The organism is Rhodococcus marinonascens NBRC 14363 (genome assembly GCF_001894885.1).
GTDB lineage: Bacteria > Actinomycetota > Actinomycetes > Mycobacteriales > Mycobacteriaceae > Rhodococcus_F > Rhodococcus_F marinonascens.
This window is the reverse complement of record NZ_BCXB01000021.1, coordinates 26,611-46,083: the sequence shown is the minus strand read 5'-3', so window position 1 is coordinate 46,083 and position 19,473 is coordinate 26,611. Positions and strand designations below refer to the sequence as shown.

General features: G+C 63.5%; 21 protein-coding genes, 2 tRNA genes and 1 pseudogene. 15 read left to right on the top strand and 9 right to left on the bottom strand.

Going from position 1 to position 19,473, the window contains the following annotated elements:
* Positions 1–2: 2 nt before the first annotated feature.
* The 7 genes from RM2_RS15470 (at position 3) to RM2_RS15440 (ending at position 6,192) form a co-directional block, all read left to right on the top strand.
* A complete protein-coding gene (locus RM2_RS15470; RefSeq protein ID WP_072690453.1) occupies positions 3–371 on the top strand; it encodes a DUF742 domain-containing protein in 369 nt (122 codons plus the stop codon).
* Positions 372–384: 13 nt separating this feature from the next.
* Positions 385–936: a GTP-binding protein gene (locus tag RM2_RS15465; RefSeq protein ID WP_072690489.1), complete on the top strand. Its 552-nt coding sequence runs from the start codon at positions 385–387 to the stop codon at positions 934–936.
* A gap of 11 nt (positions 937–947) precedes the next feature.
* Positions 948–1,787, top strand: coding sequence for an MHYT domain-containing protein (locus tag RM2_RS15460; protein ID WP_072690452.1), 840 nt, complete (start codon positions 948–950; stop codon positions 1,785–1,787).
* 168 nt (positions 1,788–1,955) lie between these two features.
* Positions 1,956–4,475 carry a DNA gyrase subunit A gene (gyrA, locus tag RM2_RS15455; protein ID WP_072690451.1) on the top strand — a complete coding sequence of 840 codons (2,520 nt, stop codon included), beginning with the start codon at positions 1,956–1,958 and terminating at the stop codon, positions 4,473–4,475.
* Positions 4,475–5,794 (top strand): DUF3566 domain-containing protein, encoded by a 1,320-nt coding sequence (locus tag RM2_RS15450; protein ID WP_072690450.1) that lies wholly within the window; start codon positions 4,475–4,477, stop codon positions 5,792–5,794. Before gyrA ends, RM2_RS15450 begins: the two co-directional genes overlap by 1 nt.
* 131 nt (positions 5,795–5,925) lie before the next feature.
* Positions 5,926–5,999, top strand: a tRNA-Ile gene (locus RM2_RS15445).
* A gap of 120 nt (positions 6,000–6,119) precedes the next feature.
* A tRNA-Ala gene (locus RM2_RS15440) sits at positions 6,120–6,192 on the top strand.
* Positions 6,193–6,324: 132 nt separating this feature from the next.
* On the opposite strand, the gene RM2_RS15435 is transcribed toward RM2_RS15440, so the two are convergent.
* From RM2_RS15435 to RM2_RS23525, 3 genes and pseudogenes are all read right to left on the bottom strand, one after another.
* Positions 6,325–6,915: a site-specific integrase gene (locus RM2_RS15435; RefSeq protein ID WP_072690449.1), complete on the bottom strand. Its 591-nt coding sequence runs from the start codon at positions 6,913–6,915 to the stop codon at positions 6,325–6,327.
* A 14-nt stretch (positions 6,916–6,929) separates the two neighbouring features.
* Positions 6,930–7,106, bottom strand: a pseudogene (locus tag RM2_RS25950) (tyrosine-type recombinase/integrase); the annotation flags it as partial.
* Between the two features lie 147 nt (positions 7,107–7,253).
* The gene (locus RM2_RS23525; RefSeq protein ID WP_084721827.1) at positions 7,254–7,571 is read right to left on the bottom strand and encodes a hypothetical protein; all 318 of its coding nucleotides are present in this window, start codon (positions 7,569–7,571) and stop codon (positions 7,254–7,256) included.
* 99 nt (positions 7,572–7,670) lie between these two features.
* On the opposite strand from RM2_RS23525, the gene RM2_RS15425 reads away from it, so the two are divergent.
* The gene (locus RM2_RS15425; RefSeq protein WP_245813977.1) at positions 7,671–8,021 is read left to right on the top strand and encodes a GNAT family N-acetyltransferase; all 351 of its coding nucleotides are present in this window, start codon (positions 7,671–7,673) and stop codon (positions 8,019–8,021) included.
* 75 nt (positions 8,022–8,096) lie between these two features.
* Positions 8,097–8,324 carry a hypothetical protein gene (locus RM2_RS24010; RefSeq protein ID WP_139277795.1) on the top strand — a complete coding sequence of 76 codons (228 nt, stop codon included), beginning with the start codon at positions 8,097–8,099 and terminating at the stop codon, positions 8,322–8,324.
* 36 nt (positions 8,325–8,360) lie between these two features.
* On the opposite strand, the gene RM2_RS15420 is transcribed toward RM2_RS24010, so the two are convergent.
* Positions 8,361–9,110: an SDR family NAD(P)-dependent oxidoreductase gene (locus RM2_RS15420; protein WP_084721825.1), complete on the bottom strand. Its 750-nt coding sequence runs from the start codon at positions 9,108–9,110 to the stop codon at positions 8,361–8,363.
* Positions 9,111–9,170: 60 nt separating this feature from the next.
* On the opposite strand from RM2_RS15420, the gene RM2_RS15415 reads away from it, so the two are divergent.
* The 3 genes from RM2_RS15415 (at position 9,171) to RM2_RS15405 (ending at position 13,471) form a co-directional block, all read left to right on the top strand.
* Positions 9,171–9,518: an ArsR/SmtB family transcription factor gene (locus RM2_RS15415; protein WP_218017232.1), complete on the top strand. Its 348-nt coding sequence runs from the start codon at positions 9,171–9,173 to the stop codon at positions 9,516–9,518.
* Between the two features lie 935 nt (positions 9,519–10,453).
* Positions 10,454–11,758, top strand: a complete 1,305-nt coding sequence (locus RM2_RS15410; RefSeq protein ID WP_084721824.1) for a beta-propeller fold lactonase family protein — start codon at positions 10,454–10,456, stop codon at positions 11,756–11,758.
* A gap of 1,104 nt (positions 11,759–12,862) precedes the next feature.
* The gene (locus RM2_RS15405) at positions 12,863–13,471 is read left to right on the top strand and encodes a chorismate mutase (protein ID WP_245813976.1); all 609 of its coding nucleotides are present in this window, start codon (positions 12,863–12,865) and stop codon (positions 13,469–13,471) included.
* Between the two features lie 16 nt (positions 13,472–13,487).
* Here RM2_RS15405 and RM2_RS15400 read toward each other — a convergent pair whose 3' ends face one another.
* Positions 13,488–13,943 (bottom strand): hypothetical protein, encoded by a 456-nt coding sequence (locus RM2_RS15400; protein ID WP_072690446.1) that lies wholly within the window; start codon positions 13,941–13,943, stop codon positions 13,488–13,490.
* Between the two features lie 108 nt (positions 13,944–14,051).
* A complete protein-coding gene (locus RM2_RS15395) occupies positions 14,052–14,603 on the bottom strand; it encodes a redoxin domain-containing protein (protein WP_072690445.1) in 552 nt (183 codons plus the stop codon).
* Positions 14,604–14,877: 274 nt separating this feature from the next.
* Between RM2_RS15395 and RM2_RS15390 the strand changes: the two genes are divergently transcribed.
* On the top strand, positions 14,878–16,476 hold the full coding sequence (locus RM2_RS15390) for a hypothetical protein (protein ID WP_072690444.1): 1,599 nt from the start codon (positions 14,878–14,880) through the stop codon (positions 16,474–16,476).
* Here RM2_RS15390 and RM2_RS15385 read toward each other — a convergent pair whose 3' ends face one another.
* Complete coding sequence (locus RM2_RS15385; protein ID WP_072690443.1) at positions 16,477–17,010, bottom strand: hypothetical protein; 534 nt, start codon at positions 17,008–17,010, stop codon at positions 16,477–16,479. It lies immediately after the preceding gene.
* 113 nt (positions 17,011–17,123) lie between these two features.
* Here RM2_RS15385 and RM2_RS15380 point away from each other — a divergent pair, with 113 nt between their 5' ends.
* On the top strand, positions 17,124–17,651 hold the full coding sequence (locus tag RM2_RS15380; RefSeq protein WP_072690442.1) for a peptidylprolyl isomerase: 528 nt from the start codon (positions 17,124–17,126) through the stop codon (positions 17,649–17,651).
* A 13-nt stretch (positions 17,652–17,664) separates the two neighbouring features.
* A complete protein-coding gene (locus RM2_RS15375; protein WP_072690441.1) occupies positions 17,665–18,582 on the top strand; it encodes a rhomboid family intramembrane serine protease in 918 nt (305 codons plus the stop codon).
* Positions 18,583–18,589: 7 nt separating this feature from the next.
* Here the strand turns inward: RM2_RS15375 and RM2_RS15370 are convergent, their stop codons facing one another.
* Both RM2_RS15370 and crgA read right to left on the bottom strand, forming a co-directional pair.
* Complete coding sequence (locus RM2_RS15370; RefSeq protein ID WP_072690440.1) at positions 18,590–19,048, bottom strand: PH domain-containing protein; 459 nt, start codon at positions 19,046–19,048, stop codon at positions 18,590–18,592.
* Positions 19,049–19,177: 129 nt separating this feature from the next.
* Positions 19,178–19,441, bottom strand: coding sequence for a cell division protein CrgA (gene crgA, locus RM2_RS15365; protein ID WP_072690439.1), 264 nt, complete (start codon positions 19,439–19,441; stop codon positions 19,178–19,180).
* Between the last annotated feature and the right edge of the window lie 32 nt (positions 19,442–19,473).

Sequence of the window (19,473 nt, the reverse complement as noted above, 5' to 3'; positions counted from 1 at the left end):
CCGTGGACGACCAGTATTCGGAGCCGCGCGGCCCGAACATCGTGCGCCCGTACTCGCTGACGTCGGGTCGAACCCGGCCTGCCGTCGAACTGGCGCTCGAGGCATTGATCCAGGCGCTCCCGCAGTCGGTGGACCGGCAATGGGAACTCGACGACATCAACGCGGCGATCGTCGTGTTGTGCCAGCAGTCGCCGTCCGTTGCCGAGATCGCCGCCCGGGTGATTTTGCCACTCGGTGTGGCGCGCGTCCTGGTGGCCGACCTGGTCGAGTCTGGTCATTTGCAGATCCTGGCCACCCTGAAGGAAGACTCGACCGACTCCGAACGTAGTGAACTCATCGAAAGGGTCCTCAGTGGACTTCGCGAAATCTGATCCCGGCAACCGGGTGACCTCGACCAAGATCGTGATCGCCGGCGGGTTTGGCGTCGGCAAGACCACGCTGGTGGGGGCGGTCTCGGAGATCGTTCCGCTGCGTACCGAGGCGCTTGTGACCAACGCCAGCGACGGCGTCGACAACCTCGCTGCCACGCCACAGAAGGGCACGACCACCGTCGCGATGGACTTCGGTCGTATCAGCCTGGCCGACGACTTGGTGCTGTACCTCTTCGGCACGCCCGGTCAGCACCGCTTCTGGTTCATGTGGGACGACCTGATCCGCGGTGCGATCGGTGCGATTGTCTTGATCGACACCCGGCGGTTGGACGAGAGTTTTGCCGCGGTCGACTTCTTCGAGGCCCGTCAACTGCCGTTTCTCGTCGCAATCAACGAGTTCGACGACGCCCCGCGCTACCCCGTCGAGGATATTCGCGGGGCTCTAGCGATCTCTGAGGACGTACCGATCATCCCGATCGACGCCCGTGACAGGGAATCGGCGAAACGCGCGCTGGTCGAGATCACCGAATACGCACTGACCAAGCTTCACACGGCCGCGCACTGAGGACTCGGAAAATGTCGGATGGCTTGCAGCAGTTCTCTATGGGTACCTGGATCATCGCCCTCGCCTCGATCACGGCGTTCGTCGGCATCTTCGTCGGTGTCGCCAGTGCCCGCAAGGCGACGACCACGCCGATCCCTCGGCAGCGGATGCTTTGGCTGGCGTGGGGGGCACTGTCCATCGGCGGGATCGGCGCCTGGTTGCCGCATTACATTGCGATGGTCGGGTTCGACGTCTACGGCAGCATGGTGCGATACGACGTCCTCTGGATCGTGATCTCGTTCGTGGTCCCTGTCGCGGCTACATCCATAGCGTTGCTGATCGTCAGCCCGCCGCCGACGAAGCACCGGAGGTCGAGCGCATCGGTCGAGATCGGCCGACTCGCCGCGGGCGCAGCACTCCTCGGTGTCGGCTTCATCGGAATGCAGCTAGCGATCGTGTACTCCGTCGAGATCCAGGGCTCGGTGGACTCCAACCCCGTGCTGATCGCCGCGGCCGCCGTAATCGGATTCTTGGTCGGCGCCGGAATTATCTGGTCCATATCCTCCCTCGACTCCCGCACGCTGCGACTCGTGGCGGCCGTGGCCGTGGCCGTGGCCGTGGTGGCCATGCATTACACCGGTGTGTGGGGCCTGACTGCCACCGTCGACCCGACGACGGCGCGCCCGGATGGGCTCGAGGTGTTCTCGATCCTGTTTCCTGTGTTCGTGCTGGGCATGCTGCTGGTCACCGTTCCGATCACCGCGCTGCTCATGGCGCCCGACCGGGTCGCTGCGGAGTTCGAACTGGAGGCAGACATGCTCGCTGCCGAATCGCTCGCTGCCGAATCGCCTACCGGCGAATCCCGCGTCTGAGAGCCCGAACTCGACTGGATCGGACGACTCCGGTTGCGTCGATCCACGGCACATCCGAGTCCTTCACCCTGACAGCTGACCTGCACCTATAGACTCGGGTGGTTGCGCGACGTCGTGCCGGACCGCCCGTCCGCGAGGAGACGTCAAGCCGAGTAGAAGAAGGAGCTCATGACTGACACAACGTTGCCGCCGGAGGGACCGGGGCACGACCGCGTCGAGCCCGTCGACATTCAGCAGGAGATGCAGAGTAGCTACATCGATTACGCGATGAGCGTGATCGTCGGTCGTGCGCTGCCCGACGTGCGGGACGGCCTCAAGCCGGTGCATCGTCGTGTTCTGTACGCGATGTACGACAACAGCTACACGCCCGCTCGCGGCTACGTGAAGTCTGCGCGGCCGGTCGCCGAGACGATGGGTAACTATCACCCCCACGGTGACTCCTCGATCTACGACACCCTCGTCCGCATGGCGCAGCCGTGGTCGCTGCGGTACCCGCTCGTCGACGGACAGGGGAACTTCGGTTCCCGTGGCAACGACGGCGCCGCCGCGATGAGGTACACCGAGTGCAGGCTGACTCCGCTCGCCATGGATATGCTCCGCGAAATCGACCAGGAAACAGTCGATTTCGCCCCGAACTATGACGGCCGTACCCAAGAGCCGACAGTTCTCCCCAGCCGTATCCCCAACCTGTTGATCAATGGTTCCGGCGGCATCGCGGTCGGTATGGCGACAAACATTCCGCCGCACAATCTTCGCGAGGTCGCCGACGCCGTCTACTGGGCACTCGAGAATTGGGAAGCCGGCGAGGAGGCCACCCTCGCGGCCGTCATGGAATTGGTTAAGGGACCGGACTTTCCGACACACGGTCTGATCGTCGGCGGCCAGGGTATCCACGACGCCTACACCACCGGCCGGGGTTCGGTCCGCATGCGCGGAGTGGTGGAGATCGAGGAGGATGCCAAGGGGCGCACCATAATTGTAATCACCGAACTGCCGTACCAGGTGAACCCGGACAACCTCATCACGTCCATCGCCGAGCAGGTGCGCGACGCCAAGATCGCCGGCATCTCCGACATCCACGACGAGTCCTCGGACCGTGCCGGCATGCGCATCATCGTCACCGTCAAGCGGGATGCGGTAGCGAAGGTCGTCCTCAACAACCTGTACAAGCACACCCAGTTGCAGACGAGCTTCGGCTGCAACATGCTCTCGATCGTCGACGGCGTGCCCCGCACGCTGCGACTGGATCAGATGATCCGCCTCTACGTCGCCCACCAGGTCGAGGTCATCCGCAGGCGCACCGAATACCAGCTCCGCAAGGCCCAGGAACGCGCCCACATCCTGCGCGGACTCGTCAAGGCTCTTGACGCCCTCGACGAGGTCATCGCGCTGATCCGGGCGTCGCAGACCGTCGATGCCGCGCGCACAGGCCTGATGGATCTGCTCACCGTCGACGAGATCCAGGCACAGGCCATCCTCGACATGCAGCTGCGCAAGCTCGCAGCCCTGGAACGGCAGAAGATCATCGGCGAACTCGCCGAGATCGAACATGAGATCGCGGACCTCGAGGACATCCTCGCGAAGCCGGAGCGGCAGCGCGCGATCGTCCGCGAAGAACTGAAGGAGATCGTCGACAAGCACGGCGACGACCGGCGAACCCGGATCATCGCGGCGGACGGCGACGTTGCTGACGAGGATCTGATCGCACGCGAGGACGTTGTTGTCACGATCACCGAAACCGGTTACGCCAAGCGCACCAAGACCGACCTGTACCGCTCTCAGAAGCGGGGCGGCAAGGGGGTGCAGGGTGCGGGCCTCAAGCAGGACGACATCGTTTCGCACTTCTTCGTCAGCTCGACGCACGACTGGTTGCTGTTCTTCACGACGAAGGGCCGCGTGTACCGGGCAAAGGCGTACGAACTGCCGGAGGCGAGCCGCACGGCCCGGGGGCAGCACGTTGCCAATCTGCTCGCGTTCCAGCCCGACGAGCGTATCCAGAGCATCATCCAGATCAAGACGTACGAGGACGCGCCCTACCTCGTCCTCGCCACCCGCAACGGTCTGGTGAAGAAGTCGAAGCTCACCGATTTCGACTCGAACCGTAGCGGAGGCATCGTCGCGGTGAATCTGCGAGGCGAGGACGAACTGGTGGGCGCGGTGCTCTGCTCGTCCGACGACGATCTGCTGCTGGTATCGGCCAAGGGGCAGTCGATTCGGTTCTCTGCCACTGACGAGGCGCTGCGTCCGATGGGACGCGCCACGTCCGGCGTTCAGGGAATGCGTTTCAACGACGACGATGAACTGCTGTCGCTCAATGTAGTTCGCGAGGGCTACCTGTTGGTGGCGACGTCCGGTGGTTATTCGAAGCGCACCCCTATCGAGGACTACGTCCCGCAGGGCCGCGGCGGCAAGGGTGTGCTCACGATTCAGTACGACAAGAAACGTGGCACCCTGGTTGGGGCGCTCATTGTGAACGACGACGACGAGTTGTATGCGATCACGTCGGTCGGTGGCGTCATCCGCACCGCGGCCAAGCAGGTTCGCAGGGCGGGGCGGCAGACCAAGGGCGTTCGTTTGATGAACCTCGGCGACGGCGACACCCTGCTCGCGATCGCCCGCAACGCCGATGAACCTGACGAGACCGAAGACAACGCCGAGAGCAGCGGCAAAGGAGCTAAGGAGTCCTAGTGAGCACTCCCAACCAGCCAGGCAGTGACCGGCCGAACCTAGGTTCGGCCGGTGCGGCGCGATCGGAGCAGCAGGCCTCCAACGCCCCCGAGGACGAGTCAGCGAGTTCGAGTCCGCCACAAGGGTCTGCGTCGCAGGCACCCGCCGGTCGTGGCGCGTCCTCGGCGGGACCGGCGGCGACGACGCCCGAAGCCCGACCGGATCGCCCGGCGCCTCCGCCGCAGGGTCACGCCCCGAATCAGCAAACCCCTTCGCGTCAGGGAACACCCCAGCAGGCTCCGGGTAACCGGGCGCCGGCAAGTGGTGATCGCACCGATGCGCAGTCCAGTCAGGGAAATCAGGTTCCGCCGTGGCAGCGCGGAATGCAGCGGGAACCGCAGACCAATCTGAAGCGGCCCGTGCAGGGTGCCGGCGCCAAGCAGGCGTCCCGCCCCGAGGGGCAGCCGAACCCGGCCGCGGAGGGAAGGGCCGCTGCAAACAAGGCGCCTGGCGGTCAAGACGCCCAGAAGCCGCAGACCGCCCAGGCCCAGTCGACGGCCCCACAAACCACCCCCACCCAGGGTATTCAGGAACGGGGCATGCAGGGGTTGCGAGCGCAGAACCCCGGTGCCCCCACCCAGGCTGCGCGGGACCAGCAGGCACCTGCGCAGTACCCGCTGTCTCCGACGAAGGGACAGTCGGTACCCAACTCGGAGTCGATGGCCCCTACCGCCGCGGCCGGCGCAGTGTCAGGAACCGCCGCGGCCGGCGCAGTGTCAGGAACCGCCGCGGCCGGCGCAGTGTCACAGCGGGAGGCGGCGAAGGCCAAGGCGTCCGCGATCGACGGACCCACCCGGCACATCAACCGGGATGCTCTACCCAAGGACATGCCTGACTTGTCCGAGGCCAGGCACCCCCTGCCGGCTGCCGCCGCGGTGGATCATAAGCCGAAGGCCGTCGTGGCGCCGCAGCGTGTCGAGGAGGGCGGTCTCCGGGCGTCGGTGCAAATCCGCAAGCTGGATCCGTGGTCGACGCTGAAAATCTCGTCGATCATTTCGGTGTCGCTGTTCTTCGTGTGGATGGTCGCCGTGGGCCTGCTGTATCTCGTCCTGGAGGGCATGGGCGTCTGGGACCGGCTGAACAGTGCGTTCACCGATATCGTCGCCGATTCGAGTCCTGAAGGCCTCGTGACGGCCGGACAGGTCTTCGGGTACGCAGCCGTCATCGGTCTGGCAAACATGGTGTTGTTCACCGCGCTCGCGACCATTGGTTCGTTCATCTACAACCTGTGTTCCGATCTGGTTGGGGGCGTCGAAGTGACGCTCGCAGACCGGGACTGAACGCAGAGAGCGACGAGGGCTGAGCTGGGAAGAGAGGCACTCATCGGACCGGTTTTGGTACTTGCCGGTCCGGTGGGGTAATCTTCCGACTCGGTTCAGGGAACTGTGTCAGGCGAGTTTCCGTACTTCAGGGGCCTATAGCTCAGGCGGTTAGAGCGCTTCGCTGATAACGAAGAGGTCGGAGGTTCAAGTCCTCCTAGGCCCACTCCTGGTGTCGATGAAAGGTCATTCGCGTGAAGGTTCTCCTTATCGTGGGAGCCGGAGTGTTGGTGGCAGTCGGACTGACCAAGTTGCTTCGCGGCAACGAGGTGTGGCACGAGGTAACGGGGCCTTAGCTCAGTTGGTAGAGCGCTGCCTTTGCAAGGCAGATGTCAGGAGTTCGAATCTCCTAGGCTCCACAAGATAGTTCGTCGGGCAGGGCCACTTTCTCGGAAACGGGAAGGTGGCTTTTTTCGTTCCGTGCCCACATTTTGCCCACATCACCCGACAACTCCTAGTGATCGAAGCTCACGGCGAGCCAGCTTGCCGAGCTAATCGCCAACCATTCCGAGATCGTCTTCGAGCAGGTGCCCGTACCGATCGAGCGTCAGCGCAGCGGAGGAGTGGCCGAGCATCCGTTGCAGAGTCTTGATGTTTGCCCCCGCTGTGATCGCCAAAGACGCGCACGTATGACGCAGCTCGTGCGGTGTGAGCCCTTCCGGTGCCGTCGACTTCTCCACGGCCGCGTTCCACCAGCGGCTCCGGACGTTGTTTGCGCGCATCGCGCCACCGCGGGACTCCGGGAAGGCGAGCACATCGGCCGGATGCCCATCGAGATGATTCGCCAGTAGTTCGCAGAGAAAGCCGGGGATCGGTACGTCACGACCCTTGTTCGACTTCGTGGAGGAGTAGACGAGCTTGCTGTCGACCAACGTCACTGATCTGTGAATACGAAACCGCTGCCGCTCGAGATCCACGTCGGAGCCCTGCAATGCCGCTGCCTCGCCGAACCGTAATCCGCAGTACGCGAGGACGTGGACCAGGAGCGAGTGCGACGCTGCCGCCCTGGCGAGCGAGTCAACCCGGCCGACCGTGAGATGCCGACGTTCTTCTGCACCGTCGCGGCCGAGGTCGTCGCGCACATTGCCGTAACCCAGCGTCGCAACTTCTCGCGGTTCATGTCGGACAGGGGGGTGGCCTTGAACGCGGGAAGGATGTGGACATCGAGTGCAGAACGGTAGCGAGAGCGTGTGGACTCGGAGAGGTTGACCTTGCCCTGTACCCACAGCTCTGCACACTCACCGAACGCGACGCGACCGGCCGATGGAGGAATGTTCGACCCGGTCTGCTTCTCGACTTCTACCGTCGCGGCGAAGTCTGCGCTGCCCGCTTGCTGGTGAAACCACGTTTGTCCGTCTACTTACGATCGGGCGTGCGGTAGCGAACTCGGTAGCGCCTGCCGGCTTTTGTCTCGTAGGGCTCAATCGTCGCCACGGGAAACCTTTTCCAGTGCGATGGAGAGTTCCGATTTCAGTTCTCGTGTGATCCGTCCACGCTTCTGAGCATTGGCATCCTGCCCGGCGCGATGGTCGCGTTCATCGGAGAACGATCGTCGCCAGAGGTACCAGGCCAGGTTGTCGATGGTGCCGGCCTCGACGCCGAGGGCTTTCGCTATCCGCGCTTCCGTGAGACCTACCCGCCCCGATCGTCCTTTGCGTTCGACGTCGTCCCAGTTCAGAGCGCCGAACTCGGCCTCGAGCCGCGCATGTTCCGCGCTGGCGGTTCGCGCTGTGTCCACCGCAGCTTCGAGTGAGGCCTGTGGAGCAAAGCTGTCGCCGATGGACCGGCCCCGGAACTCGAGTGCTTCCTACGCGCTCATCACCGAGGTCACGTTCTGGTGGCTGAGGCTGCCAATCGTGTAGTCGGCTTCGTACGACTCGACGAACTCGATGACGCTCTCCACGTCGAGCAAGTGACGGTAGAGCCCACCCACGGCGGTCAGGGAGTCGGTCGCAAACTGATGCTGGCCGCCGGAGACTTGGCCCAGTCCCAGGGTCATCGCCGAATGACCCTCACGACCTTCCGTGACGTACCGTTCAACGGCCCCTTCTACATGAGCATGGGCTGGTGCACCGTCTCGGAAGCACATCTGACACCCGGCCTCGCCGCTGCCCGGCGAACGGAAGCGGTGGCCGGCCTCGATCAATGGCCCCGCATCGCCATGGAGAAGGCCGTCGCCGATGACTGACTCCCGGCCCGAGACACGACGACCACGATCGATCTGTGGGAGCGGTGCGCTAATGCGCGCTGCTCCCACAGATCGATGTATGAGAGGGGGCATGGCGGTCACTACCGACGACGAGCGAGACATGACACCCTTGCCACGAGGATTTATGGGCCGGGTTCGAGCCAGCTACTCGTCCACGACTCGCTCAGCACCGACCAGCAGGCCCGCATCAGCTTCGACCAGTTCATCCCCACCGGCAGCTATACCGCCACCGACCTGCGCGCCGACCTGATTCGCGTGCTGCTCGGCGTCGACGTCAGATAATGTGCCCCGCACTCCAAGACGAGGGTCGTTTCGGTCCTACACGAGCTCGAGACCACCGTCGACGGTGACAACTTGACCGGTGATCCAGGACGCGGCCGGATCACTCAGATGAAGTATCCAATCGGCGATCTCGGCCGGGACACCGCGGCGCCCCAACGGGATACGTTCTGCCTCGTCTCGTTTGATCTGCGCGACCATGTCGTCGGCGAGCCCGGTGGCGGCCAGCGCCTCGCTCTCGGTCGGGCCGGGTGCGACAGCGTTGACCCGCACGCCCTCGGGGGCCAGTTCGAGGGCCCAGCTGCGGGTGAGTTGTTCCAGCGCGGCCTTGGAGGCGGCGTAGTGCGCGGCGCCGGGAATCGGGCGATGCCCATAGGTGCTCGACACATTCACGATGCTGCCGTGGGTCTGGCGCAGGTGCGGCAACGCCGCACCTGCGAGCACACTGGGGGCAACGACGTTGAGGGCGAACAGGTTGGCGACACGTTCGGCGGTCACGTCGGCCAATGGCATCAACGTCGTCGCCCCGGCGTTGTTGACCAGCACATCCACCCGGCCCCACCGCGCGACGGCCGCGCCGATCACCGCGTCGGCCTCGCCGTCAAGGCGCAGGTCGTGTGCTGCCACCTCGATCGCCGGATGCTCGCCCGCAGTGTCAGCCAGCAACGCCTGACGGCGGCCGACACCGAGCACCTGGGCGCCGGCCCGGGCGAACGCGATCGCGGTCGCCCGCCCGATCCCCGTCCCCGCGCCGGTCACGATCACGACCTGGTCGTCGAAGCTACTCATTCTCATACCACCTGTCTTGTTTTATGTTCGTCGAACATCGAACAAGGTAGCATGCTCGGTATGCGCGAACCACAACATCCCGAGGTGTCCGATATCCGGCTGACGGCCGTGCTTGCCGCGTTGAGCGATCCGATCCGGGTCGGGGTGGTCTCGCAGCTGGCCGACAACACCGAACGCGGATGGGGAGAACTGCAGGTTCCGGTCGCGAAATCCACACTGAGCCATCATCTTCGGGTGCTGCGCGATGCCGGCATCACCCGAACCCGGCAAGAAGGCACCCGGTGTTTCGTCGTACTTCGCCGCCACGACCTCGACCAGCGATTCCCGGGACTTCTGGACACAGTCTTGACCGCGGCTTCGATCGACGGAGTGGGACGCGACGTCGGACTCACCACAGCAAGCGGCTGATCCATCTGCTCAGCAAGGGACCTCTTTCACCCAACGTTCGCACGCGAAGGGCTTATCAGTAACTCGCGTTCGCCCGATCGGGGCGTCGATGCCTTCCATACCGCCGTCGAGACTCGCGAACGACACGCCCGAGGCAAACCCGCCAACCGCCGTCCACATTCGCGAACAATCGCCGTCAGAATTCACGAGCAAAGCCAGAGCGGTTCGCTCGTGCTCTCCAGAGCAGCGTGCGAGCCTCCGGGGTGTTCAGTCTGGCCAAGCCGGTGACGGCGTGGTCTCGGAGTGAGGTGTCCGGGTTCTCGAGGTGCGCGGAAAGCACGGGTAGCGCTTGTGGTGATTCCGCTTCTGAGATGACCCCACGGGTCGCTATCACTCGACAACATGATCGACCATTCGAAGTAGGTTCCTTGTCGAGCGAGTTCGTGCCCACACTTGCCCGCAAATCGCGGTTACTTCCAGTTATCCCGAATGAACAAAATATGAGGTCAAATAGCGTTTCGTAGTCATGAGCTGCACCCTGCTACGCCTTTGCAAGGCAGATGTCAGGACTTCGAATCTCCTAGGCTCCACAAGTTAATTTGCAGGTCAGTGCCACTTTCTGGGGTTTGAGAAGGTGACTCTTTCTCGTTGCCGGGCACATCTTGGGCACAGTCACCACTCGTGACCGGTGATCGTGAGCCAGGTCGTGCGAGGTTGCGCGAGCGACGCCGCTCTACCGAGAGTGTCCGACCCCAGAGGATTGGGACGGTACCGACTAGCAACGACACGTCGATACCCAAGTCTCGTGCGCGTTCCTCGCGACGAATACGCCCGCTGTAGGTGGCAGAGGGCGATTTTGGATGGATGTCCGGTATGTATGTTCTTGGGCGTGGCTGCCTCCCGTGGCCACTCCGTGCCGTGGGTGCGGATTCTTCCTGGAAGGGCACACCGTCTTGATGACCACCATTGATCGGCCGCGCTCACGCGTCGTATTGTCGCGGGTGTCGGCGGCACTCGGCGGCACCGTTCTCGCCGTAGCCACTCTTCTAACTTTCGTTGTCGGTTCGGCGGCTGCCGACACCGTCACCGCCAGTTTCAGCGTCGAATGGACCCCTCGCGAAATCGCGATCACTCCGGACGGTGCCCGTGCCTACATGACCAATGACTTCAAATCGGTGTCGGTGATCGATATGGCCACCAACACTGTCACCGCCACCATGTCGGTCGGGAACACTCCAATCGGGGTGGCGATCACCCCGAACGGAACTCGCGCTTACGTCGCCAACTATTACAGCGAATCGGTGTCGGTCATCGATACAGCCACCAATACCGTTTCCGCCACCATCCCAGTCGGCGGCACGCCGATCGGGTTGGCGGTAACCCCGGACGGCTCCCGGGTCTATGTCACCAACCCTTACAGCACATCGGTGTCGGTGATCGACACAGCCACCAACGCCGTCACCGCCACCGATCCGGTCGGGATCGGCGCGCGGGGGGTGGCGGTGACTCCGGACGGGACCCGCGCCTACGTCACCAACGCGGTCGACAACACGGTGTCGGTGATCGACACCACCAGCAACTCCGTCACGGCTATCGTCCCGGTCGGGACCTACCCACAGAGGGTGGCGGTGACTCCGGACGGCACCCGCGTCTACGTCGTCAGTGACGTCGACGACACGGTGTCGGTGATCGACACCGCGACCGACTCTGTCACCGCCACCGTCCCGGTCGGGATCGGCGCGCGGGGGTTGGCGGTGACTCCGGACGGCTCCCGGGTCTATGTCACCAATGCGGTCAGCGGATCGGTGTCGGTGATCGACACCGCCAGCAACACGGTCGCCGGCATCGTCCCAGTCGGGGACGACCCTCGCGAAATCGCGATCACTCCGGACGGTGCCCGCGCCTACATCGCTAATTCCAACGTTAGATCGGTGTCGGTTGTCGCAATCGAGGCGGAGATCGAGACGCCCGTCGCCCTCGCGGGAACACCGCCCGCCGGCGTAGTCGACCAGCCGTACAACTACGCGTTCACGGTGACCGGCAGCCCGATACCGACAGTGCGGGTGACCGCCGGTGCCCTACCTGACGGGATGACGTTGAGCGAGCAGGGTGTCCTGTCCGGCACCCCGACAACTGGAGGGGCACATACCTTCACGGTGACCGCATCATCCAACGGGGTCGGTGATGACGCAGTCCTCGAGGTCACCGTCGACATCACAGCCAAGCCCTCTGCCCCTTGGGGAAGCTTCGCCGGCAGCTGACGAAATCCCGTTCACTCCTGCACCTCGAGCGGCGGTGTGGGACACGGTCGAACCCGAGCCGTCGCAAGGCGCGGACGGTAGCTGTGAAGGACGTATCTCTCCACCTCCTGCCACGTCAGTGGTAGATAGTGTCGGAGATACGTAGACGCTCCACAAGAAGAACTGCAGATGAAGCCACCTTCCCAAGGGATGGGAAGGTGGCTCTTCTCGTTCCGCGCCCGCATTTTGCCCGCATCTCCCGAAGGCTCGAGTGATCGAATCTCATCGGGACATAAGGCGCTTTGAGCGACCAAGCGTTTCGTGTCCCGATCAGGAAGACATCGTTGATCCGGACGTGGTGATGAGTGCAATTCCGATACCCGGGCCGCGCCGGTGCTGTGATCGACTCCAACGAATCCGTGGAAGCACTCGCCGGAGTTGCCGACCCAACGCCGATCGCGATCGTGGCTAGGCCCCAACGAGTGCACGCTTGATCGTCATACCCATCATCGAATGAATCCCCTTTGCATGGATGAACTAGCAAGCTGTCCGTTTTGTCGGCTTTCCGCCGGTCGCCGTTGCGCATCGTCGCAGTAGGGGAAGCTGAGCAGCCGCATTACTCTTTCGGGGAACGCTCAAACCACCAACCAGGGCAACAGCCACGATCATCTGCGGACGTACTGCGGACGTACTGCGGACGTACTGCGGACGTACTGCGGACGTACTGCGGACGTACTGCTGGCGGCGTGGGGCACAGCTCGAACATCTGCAGCAGGTAGAGGGATCCGACAACTTGCCGAGTCGAGTTGTGCAGGGGGACACACCCAAGAGCACGTAGGCACCCCACGACGCGACTCACCAACGTCGTATTCGCCTATTGGGCAGGACACAAAATGTCTATCTGCAACATATTTGGGACGTTCAAGGATGCGAGTGTTGTCGCCTTCACTAGCGGCAGCACTGTGAGCACGATGATCACCAACAGCACTAGGCCGGACGTGTACTGCATGGGTGGGGAAGAATATTATCGGTCATGATCCCTTCGTGGGTAACGAGTTCCATCTCTGCTTCTCGTGCGACAACATCGCGGTGGCTGGACCCATGATCCGTCTATAGACTTGCACGGTGAGTTCGGACCTGTCTGCCCGCCTGCTGCGTCGGACGGCGGTGGCGACCGCGGTAGTCGGGTTCCTGGCCACCGCAGTTTGGCCTTCCGCGACTGCGGAAAAACCAGTTCCGCGGCTGCAACCGATCGTCGAGGCGGTTTCACTGCGACTTGCGACCGCGGACGTGGTGGCGTCGGCAAAGTGGGGGACACCGTCGCCGATCGACGATCCGGCGCGCGAGATCGAGGTTCTGGACGCGATGTCCAGGACAGCGTTGAGTGCGGGTCTGAGTGCCGAGTGGGTGCAGCAGATTTTCCGGGACCAGATCGAGGCCAACAAGGTGGTCCAGCGCTCACTGTTCGCCATGTGGAACGAAGCGCCGGACTTGGCGCCGACGGTGCGGCCCGACCTGAGTCAGGTCCGCCCCATCATCGACGAGCAAGATGCGGCGATTCTCACTCAGCTGTGTGACAAGAAAATGCTGCTGACCAGCCCCGACTGTGTTTCAGACCTGGCCGACGCCATCGCCGCGGTGTCTGTAGATCAGCAACTCGATGCGCTACATCAGGTGGCCTTGGCGCGCGCAATGATGTCGATCTGGAGCCCCGCCAACTGGCGCGAAGCTTGATCTTCAGGGACACCGATCAAGCGATGAACGTTCCGATCGCCGGGTTGGCTTGGCAGATCGGGCTGCTGCCTATGTTGATCGAACCGAATCCGGTCGCTATCACGTTCCCGACGCCGGTGGTCACGGTCGCGGACAGATCGGGGTAGACGCCGCCGAGATCGACGATCCCTGATTGCCCTGTATCGGTGTTGAGCCATGCCACGGTGACCTGTGCAGCTGCCGGGATCGGTGGGGCGGCCGGATGGGACTCGAAGCGGATGTCGCCCTTGGCGATGGGCGGCGATGTCTCAGGTCCGGACTGCCCGGTGAGGGCCGTCAACGACGCCAGACTGCCCTGATTCGGGCACCCGATGGTGAGGGCGGGGCCGCCGAAGGGATGGGGCGGATCGGCGGATGCGTTCCCGGCACTCATCATGGTGGCGGCGATCGGAATTGTGACTGCGGCGATGCGGCGGGCGAGGCGTGCGGTCATGTCTGCTCCTCGGAAGGGGGCTTCAACGGATGGTGATCCGCTTGCGGGATACCCCCAGGTTCAGGCCCTGAAACGAGCGCGCGGGAGCACGCGAGTGCCGCGGTGAGTTCAAGAATTGCTGCCGGCCAGACGCCGTGCCTCTTCTAGTACGCGCTCCGCAGGCGGGTAGTCACCAAGGGTGCGACCGCGGTGAAGCAGTCGCACCGTGCGATCGGCATCGATGATGGCTAGACCGGGGGCCTGTAGAGGGTGGTCGGTGATGCGACCCTGCCTGGCTCGGCGCGCTGCCGAGAGGTACTTCCACCAGGTGCGTGGGTTGAGCATCATCCACCAATGGATTCGATGCACATCCAAGGCGCCATAGAGACTGTGGTCAGGGTCCAGGAGCAATGGGTATCCGATTCCGTGTTCCATCAGGTGGCGGGCCTGGTAGTCGGCGGCGCCACCGACGGCGGCGAGGCGGAACCCGACGGCCTCGAAGTCCTCTCGAAGTCCCTCGAGTTCATGGAGAAATGCCCGGCAGGGCATGCAGCCGTAGTACCGGACCATAGGCACGACGACCGGAGTGTCGAGGATCGAATCCAACTCGACCCGAGCTCCGTCGACGTCGTAGAGAGTGATCGGGCCGATGCAGTCGCCGATGCTGGTGAGCTGTTTCATGTCGGTCCCTGCCTTCTTGGTGTGGGAACCCAGTCACCTTGGGAAGATCTTCCCGCGTGCCAGACTTGGGTGGGTGAACTGCACAAATCCGCAGACTGCCGGAATCTGGATTCGACAAGATCGACTACGGTGAAGCCGTTTTCACGGTACTTCACGGATCGCCGCCACGTTGCCGTGAGACCCATAGCGACTTCTTGTGATTTGCTGTGAGGTGACGTTTGCCGGTGCTAGCGTCAATTCGGAGCCGAAGTTCGGTCTGAACTGGGGGGCCCTAATGCAGAGCGCCGGAGCAGTAGCGTCGAATACCGGGGAGGTTCGAGCGCTATCGGCGCCGCGCCGTCCGAAATCGCTTGTCACACTGGCACTGTGCGCGGTTGCGCTACTCGTGTGGGGCCCGGATGCGGCGGGCGCCGTGCCCGCCGCGGTGTCTCAGAATCCGTGGATGTCTTCCAACCCGTGGAACAACATCCACAACGATGCCGCGTTCACCGACTCGTACAGCATGCCGGGTCCCGTGGGGTCGTCGAATGTCGACGTACAGACGTTTTCGCAATACACCTTTCAAGATCCCGATACCGGCCAGCAAATTTCGGTGAACACCGGCGAGTGCCCTGCTCACACCTATGACGCCGCCGGAAATTTGCAGACTGTCTGCGGGGGCTATCCGAACCCGTTCACCAACGATTTCGTCCGCAGCATCATCACGATTGACCCGAACGGCAACCTGCTCGCTTACAAGTCCTTCGTGGTGCCGTTCACGAATATCGGAACTGCGCTGACGGAGTTCGGCGGCATCGGCTACTTCTATCAAGATAATGACTATCGCGTGGTCATGGGGATGCCGGACGGGCACATCGTCGCCTGGGAGCGGCAACCTTCCCAGGTCAGCGATGTCGATCACTATGTCGTGGCCCGCGATATCAATGTGACGGGCAGCGGTGGCCCACTGGCCGGCGAGAACTTCTATGCGTTGGTACCGAACGACCAGGGTTACATCTGGTTCACCACATCGGAGGGCTCGGTGGGTACGGTCGCACCCGAACCGTGCGCGACCGACTGCATCAAGTCCCTCAATGTCAACCAATTCAATGGTGGGACGATCCAAGAGCGGATCTCCGAATCGCACCCGGTGGCCGGGCTGTCCACCTTCCAGCAAACTGACTACTTCATGTATCGGTTCGACATGGCACCGGACGGCAGCCCGGAGATTGCCTGGAAGGCACCCTACGACCGCGGTACGGGGAAGAAGCCGGGCCAGACCAGTTGGGGCTCAGGAACGTCGCCGTCGTTCTTCAAGATCGGCGACCGTGAATTCGTGACGATCTTCGACAACGCCGTCACGCCCCACATCGTGGTGTACCGCGCCGAAAAGGATCTGCGGCCCGGTGAGGAACGACTCTTCGCACAGGCCGCGCCGTTCGGTGACCGCACCGACGTCAGTGACGAGAACTCTGAGATCGTGCTGCCAGGCTCCACACCCGACAGCGTGCGCATCTACGCCGAGAACAACTGGGGAAACGAAAGCGTCCTGTCCACAGCAGGTCCGCTGATGACCGCCGGGGGCTTCGGTGGCATCGAAGTCTGGAGCGACGGACGGGTGGAGGTCCTGCCGGCCAACCACACGATCAGCGTGCCGTCCATCGTTTCGAAGGGCAACGCCGCCGACAATTCCATCGTCACATACGAGAAGCGCGTGGACGGTTGGTATTTGACCGCGCTGGATGCGGCGGACCTTCGCCAGGTGCTGTGGTCGGCCAAAGTCGGAGGCGGCGAACCTCGATTCAACAACTGGTATGCGCAACTGTCGTTGGCCCCGGGCGGCTACTACACCGTGGGGACGTTGACCGGCGTAACGAAAGTCACCCCGCGATAGTCAGTTGGTGCGTGATGACGTCTCTTCGCTCGACGTGGACTGCTCGGAGTTCACCTCGAGGTCGCGGAGATTCGGGGGAGCGGACGCAACGGGCGGCTGCTCACGACGGCAGCGCTTGGCGAACACCGCACCTCCCGCGACTGCGGCGCCGACGAGGACGACGACCGCGATGCGTCGGCCCTTGCGTGACTTTTTCTGCTCGACGGATTCGGCGGCAGATGTGGTGGGTTGCAGCATCTCGTGTGCGACTTTCGGGACCGGTGTGGTCCGGGCGCATTCGTAGCCCTTTTTAGCCAGCGCCGCCCCTTGCCGACCCAGGAACAGACTGAGTTGGCCGGTGCCGCGTGCCGCGGCCAGTGCCGCTGAACGGGTGAGGCGAAGCGCGTGGCTGACCGCTTCCGATTCCTTGACTCGGGATGTCGAATCCGAGACGTGGGCCAGAGCGTTCTCGACTCCGTCGGACACCTGCGACTGCACGGTCTCGACGCGCTCGGGCGAAAGCAAATTCGTGAGGGACTCCGTCGGTCGTGTCATTCTCCCACTTTGTCACACCGAGCGGGCCCACGAAGCGGGACCAGGAACCGGCCGCAGACGCCGAGTCCACGCCAGCTGAACCACCGACAACTGCTCAATGGCAACATGGTGGTGTGACTTCACCTCATCAGACCGCAACCGCAACGCTGCACACCAACCGTGGCGATATCAAGATCGCGCTGTTCGGCAACCATGCCCCCAAGACCGTCGAGAACTTCGTCGGCCTCGCCGACGGCTCGAAGGACTACAGCACCGCCAACGCGGGTGGCACCAACTCCGGCCCGTTCTACGACGGCGCCATCTTCCACCGGATCATCGATGGCTTCATGGTCCAGGGTGGCGACCCCACGGGCACGGGTTCCGGTGGGCCGGGCTACAAGTTCGGCGACGAGTTCCACCCGGAACTGCAATTCGACCGTGCTTACCTGTTGGCCATGGCCAACGCCGGCCCGGGCACCAATGGTTCGCAGTTCTTCATCACCGCCGGCCCCACGCCGCACCTCAACCGTAAGCACACCATTTTCGGTGAGGTCGTCGACGAGGATTCGAAGAAGGTCGTCGATGCCATCTCCACCACGGCCACCGATCGCGCGGACCGTCCGCTCGAGTCTGTCGTGATCACCAGCGTTTCCATCGCGTAAGGAACCGCAGCATATGACCAACCCCGGCTGGGGCGGTGCCGCGAACGAGGGCATTCCGCCTCAGCCGCGGTGCGTTCGTCACCCGGACCGTCCTACCGCACTGTCCTGTAATCGGTGCCGCCGAGCGGCGTGCCCCGAGTGCCTGCGTGAGGCCGCTGTCGGCTACCAGTGCGTCGACTGCGTCGCGGCCGGGCAGCGTGACGTCCGACCGGTCCGCAATGTCGCCGGTGCCGTGACCGCGCAGCGGCAGGTTCCGCTGGTGACGTACATTTTGATGGCCGCGAACGTGGGCATCTTCCTGATCACCGCCGCACAGTCACGCAGCCTCATGCAGAACTATTCGGGGTCGACGCTCTTCCAAGACTGGGCGCTGTACCCGCCAGCCGTCGTGGACGGGCAACTCGTCCGGATCGTCGGCAGTGGCTTCCTGCACTTCGGCCTCATCCACATCGCCGTCAACATGTTCGCGCTGTGGATCATTGGTCGGGACACCGAACTGATCCTCGGGCGTGCCCGCTATTTCGTGGTCTACCTCGCGTCGATCCTTGGCGGTTCCGCCGCGGTGATGCTGTTGCAGCTCGGTGCAGTCACGGCCGGCGCGTCGGGCGCCGTCTTCGGGCTGATGGGCGCCCAGGCGATCATCCTTCTCCGGCTGCGCCGCAGCCCCGCCCCGGTCATATCGGTGATCGCCATCAATGTGTTCATCAGCATCACGATTCCCGGCATCTCGTTGTGGGGACACCTCGGTGGTCTGGTCACCGGGGCCGCCGCGACCGCGGGAATTCTCTACGGTCCCCAACTGCTGGGTTCCGGCAACAATAGGGAGAAGGCCGTTACCGTCGGCTGGGTCTGTCTCGGCGTTGTCGCGCTCGTGCCCCTGGCCGTCATCGCGGTCAGGATCCTGCAGTTACGAGCGAGCATCGGCTACTGATCCCGGGCTACTGATTCGGACCCACCAGGTCGTGCACCGAGAGGGCGTCGTACACATCCTCGGGGTTGGTGCCCAGATCCCACCGGCCGAAGATGAGGAGGCGTTCGGCGCCATCCTCGGTACGAACGTCGATCTCGAGCATCGGTACCCGGCGCCCGAACCGAGGATAGCGAACGACGCGGGCTCGGTCGATGTCTGACCGGGCATACGCGTGGCGACCGGTCAGACGGTTGACGACGATGCCCCCGGCCTCCTTGTCGACGGCTAGTCGCGGGCGTTGCCTGCCGGCCGAGGCCGCCGTGAGGAGCAGCCCGAGGGCGGCAACGCCGACGAGCACACGACCCGCGGGATCGGTCGATATCACGAGTCCCATCACACCTAGCGCCACGCCCCCTGCCGTGAGAGCGACTATGGCTCCGAGGGGCGTTGACCATTCCAGTGGTGCTTGGTCAGCAGACACGAGTATCCGAACCGCAGTTGTCCACAGGGGTTGTTAACAATGGGGATGAATGACATCGGTGTAATTGCGACGCTCCGCACCGGTGCAATACCCCTCGGTTCGACTGCGACGCTCCACGTCGACGCACCGGGGTGATCAACGCCAGCGCATCGTCATTATCAGACCGACCACCATGAAGCCGAATCCGATGAGGAAATTGTAGGCGCCGAGAGTATTCAACCAGTCGAGCTGGTCGGCGGCGAGGTAGTAGATGAGCAGCCATACCAAACCGATCAGCATGAACCCGAGCATCACAGAGATATACAGGGTGCTCGAGGGCCCTGCCTGCGCCCTTCCACGGGTGCGGCTTGCGGGATTGATCGTGTAGTCGGTCTTCTTTCGGATCTTCGATTTCGGCATGACGTCCTCGTTCGTGCGTTTCTACAGGAATG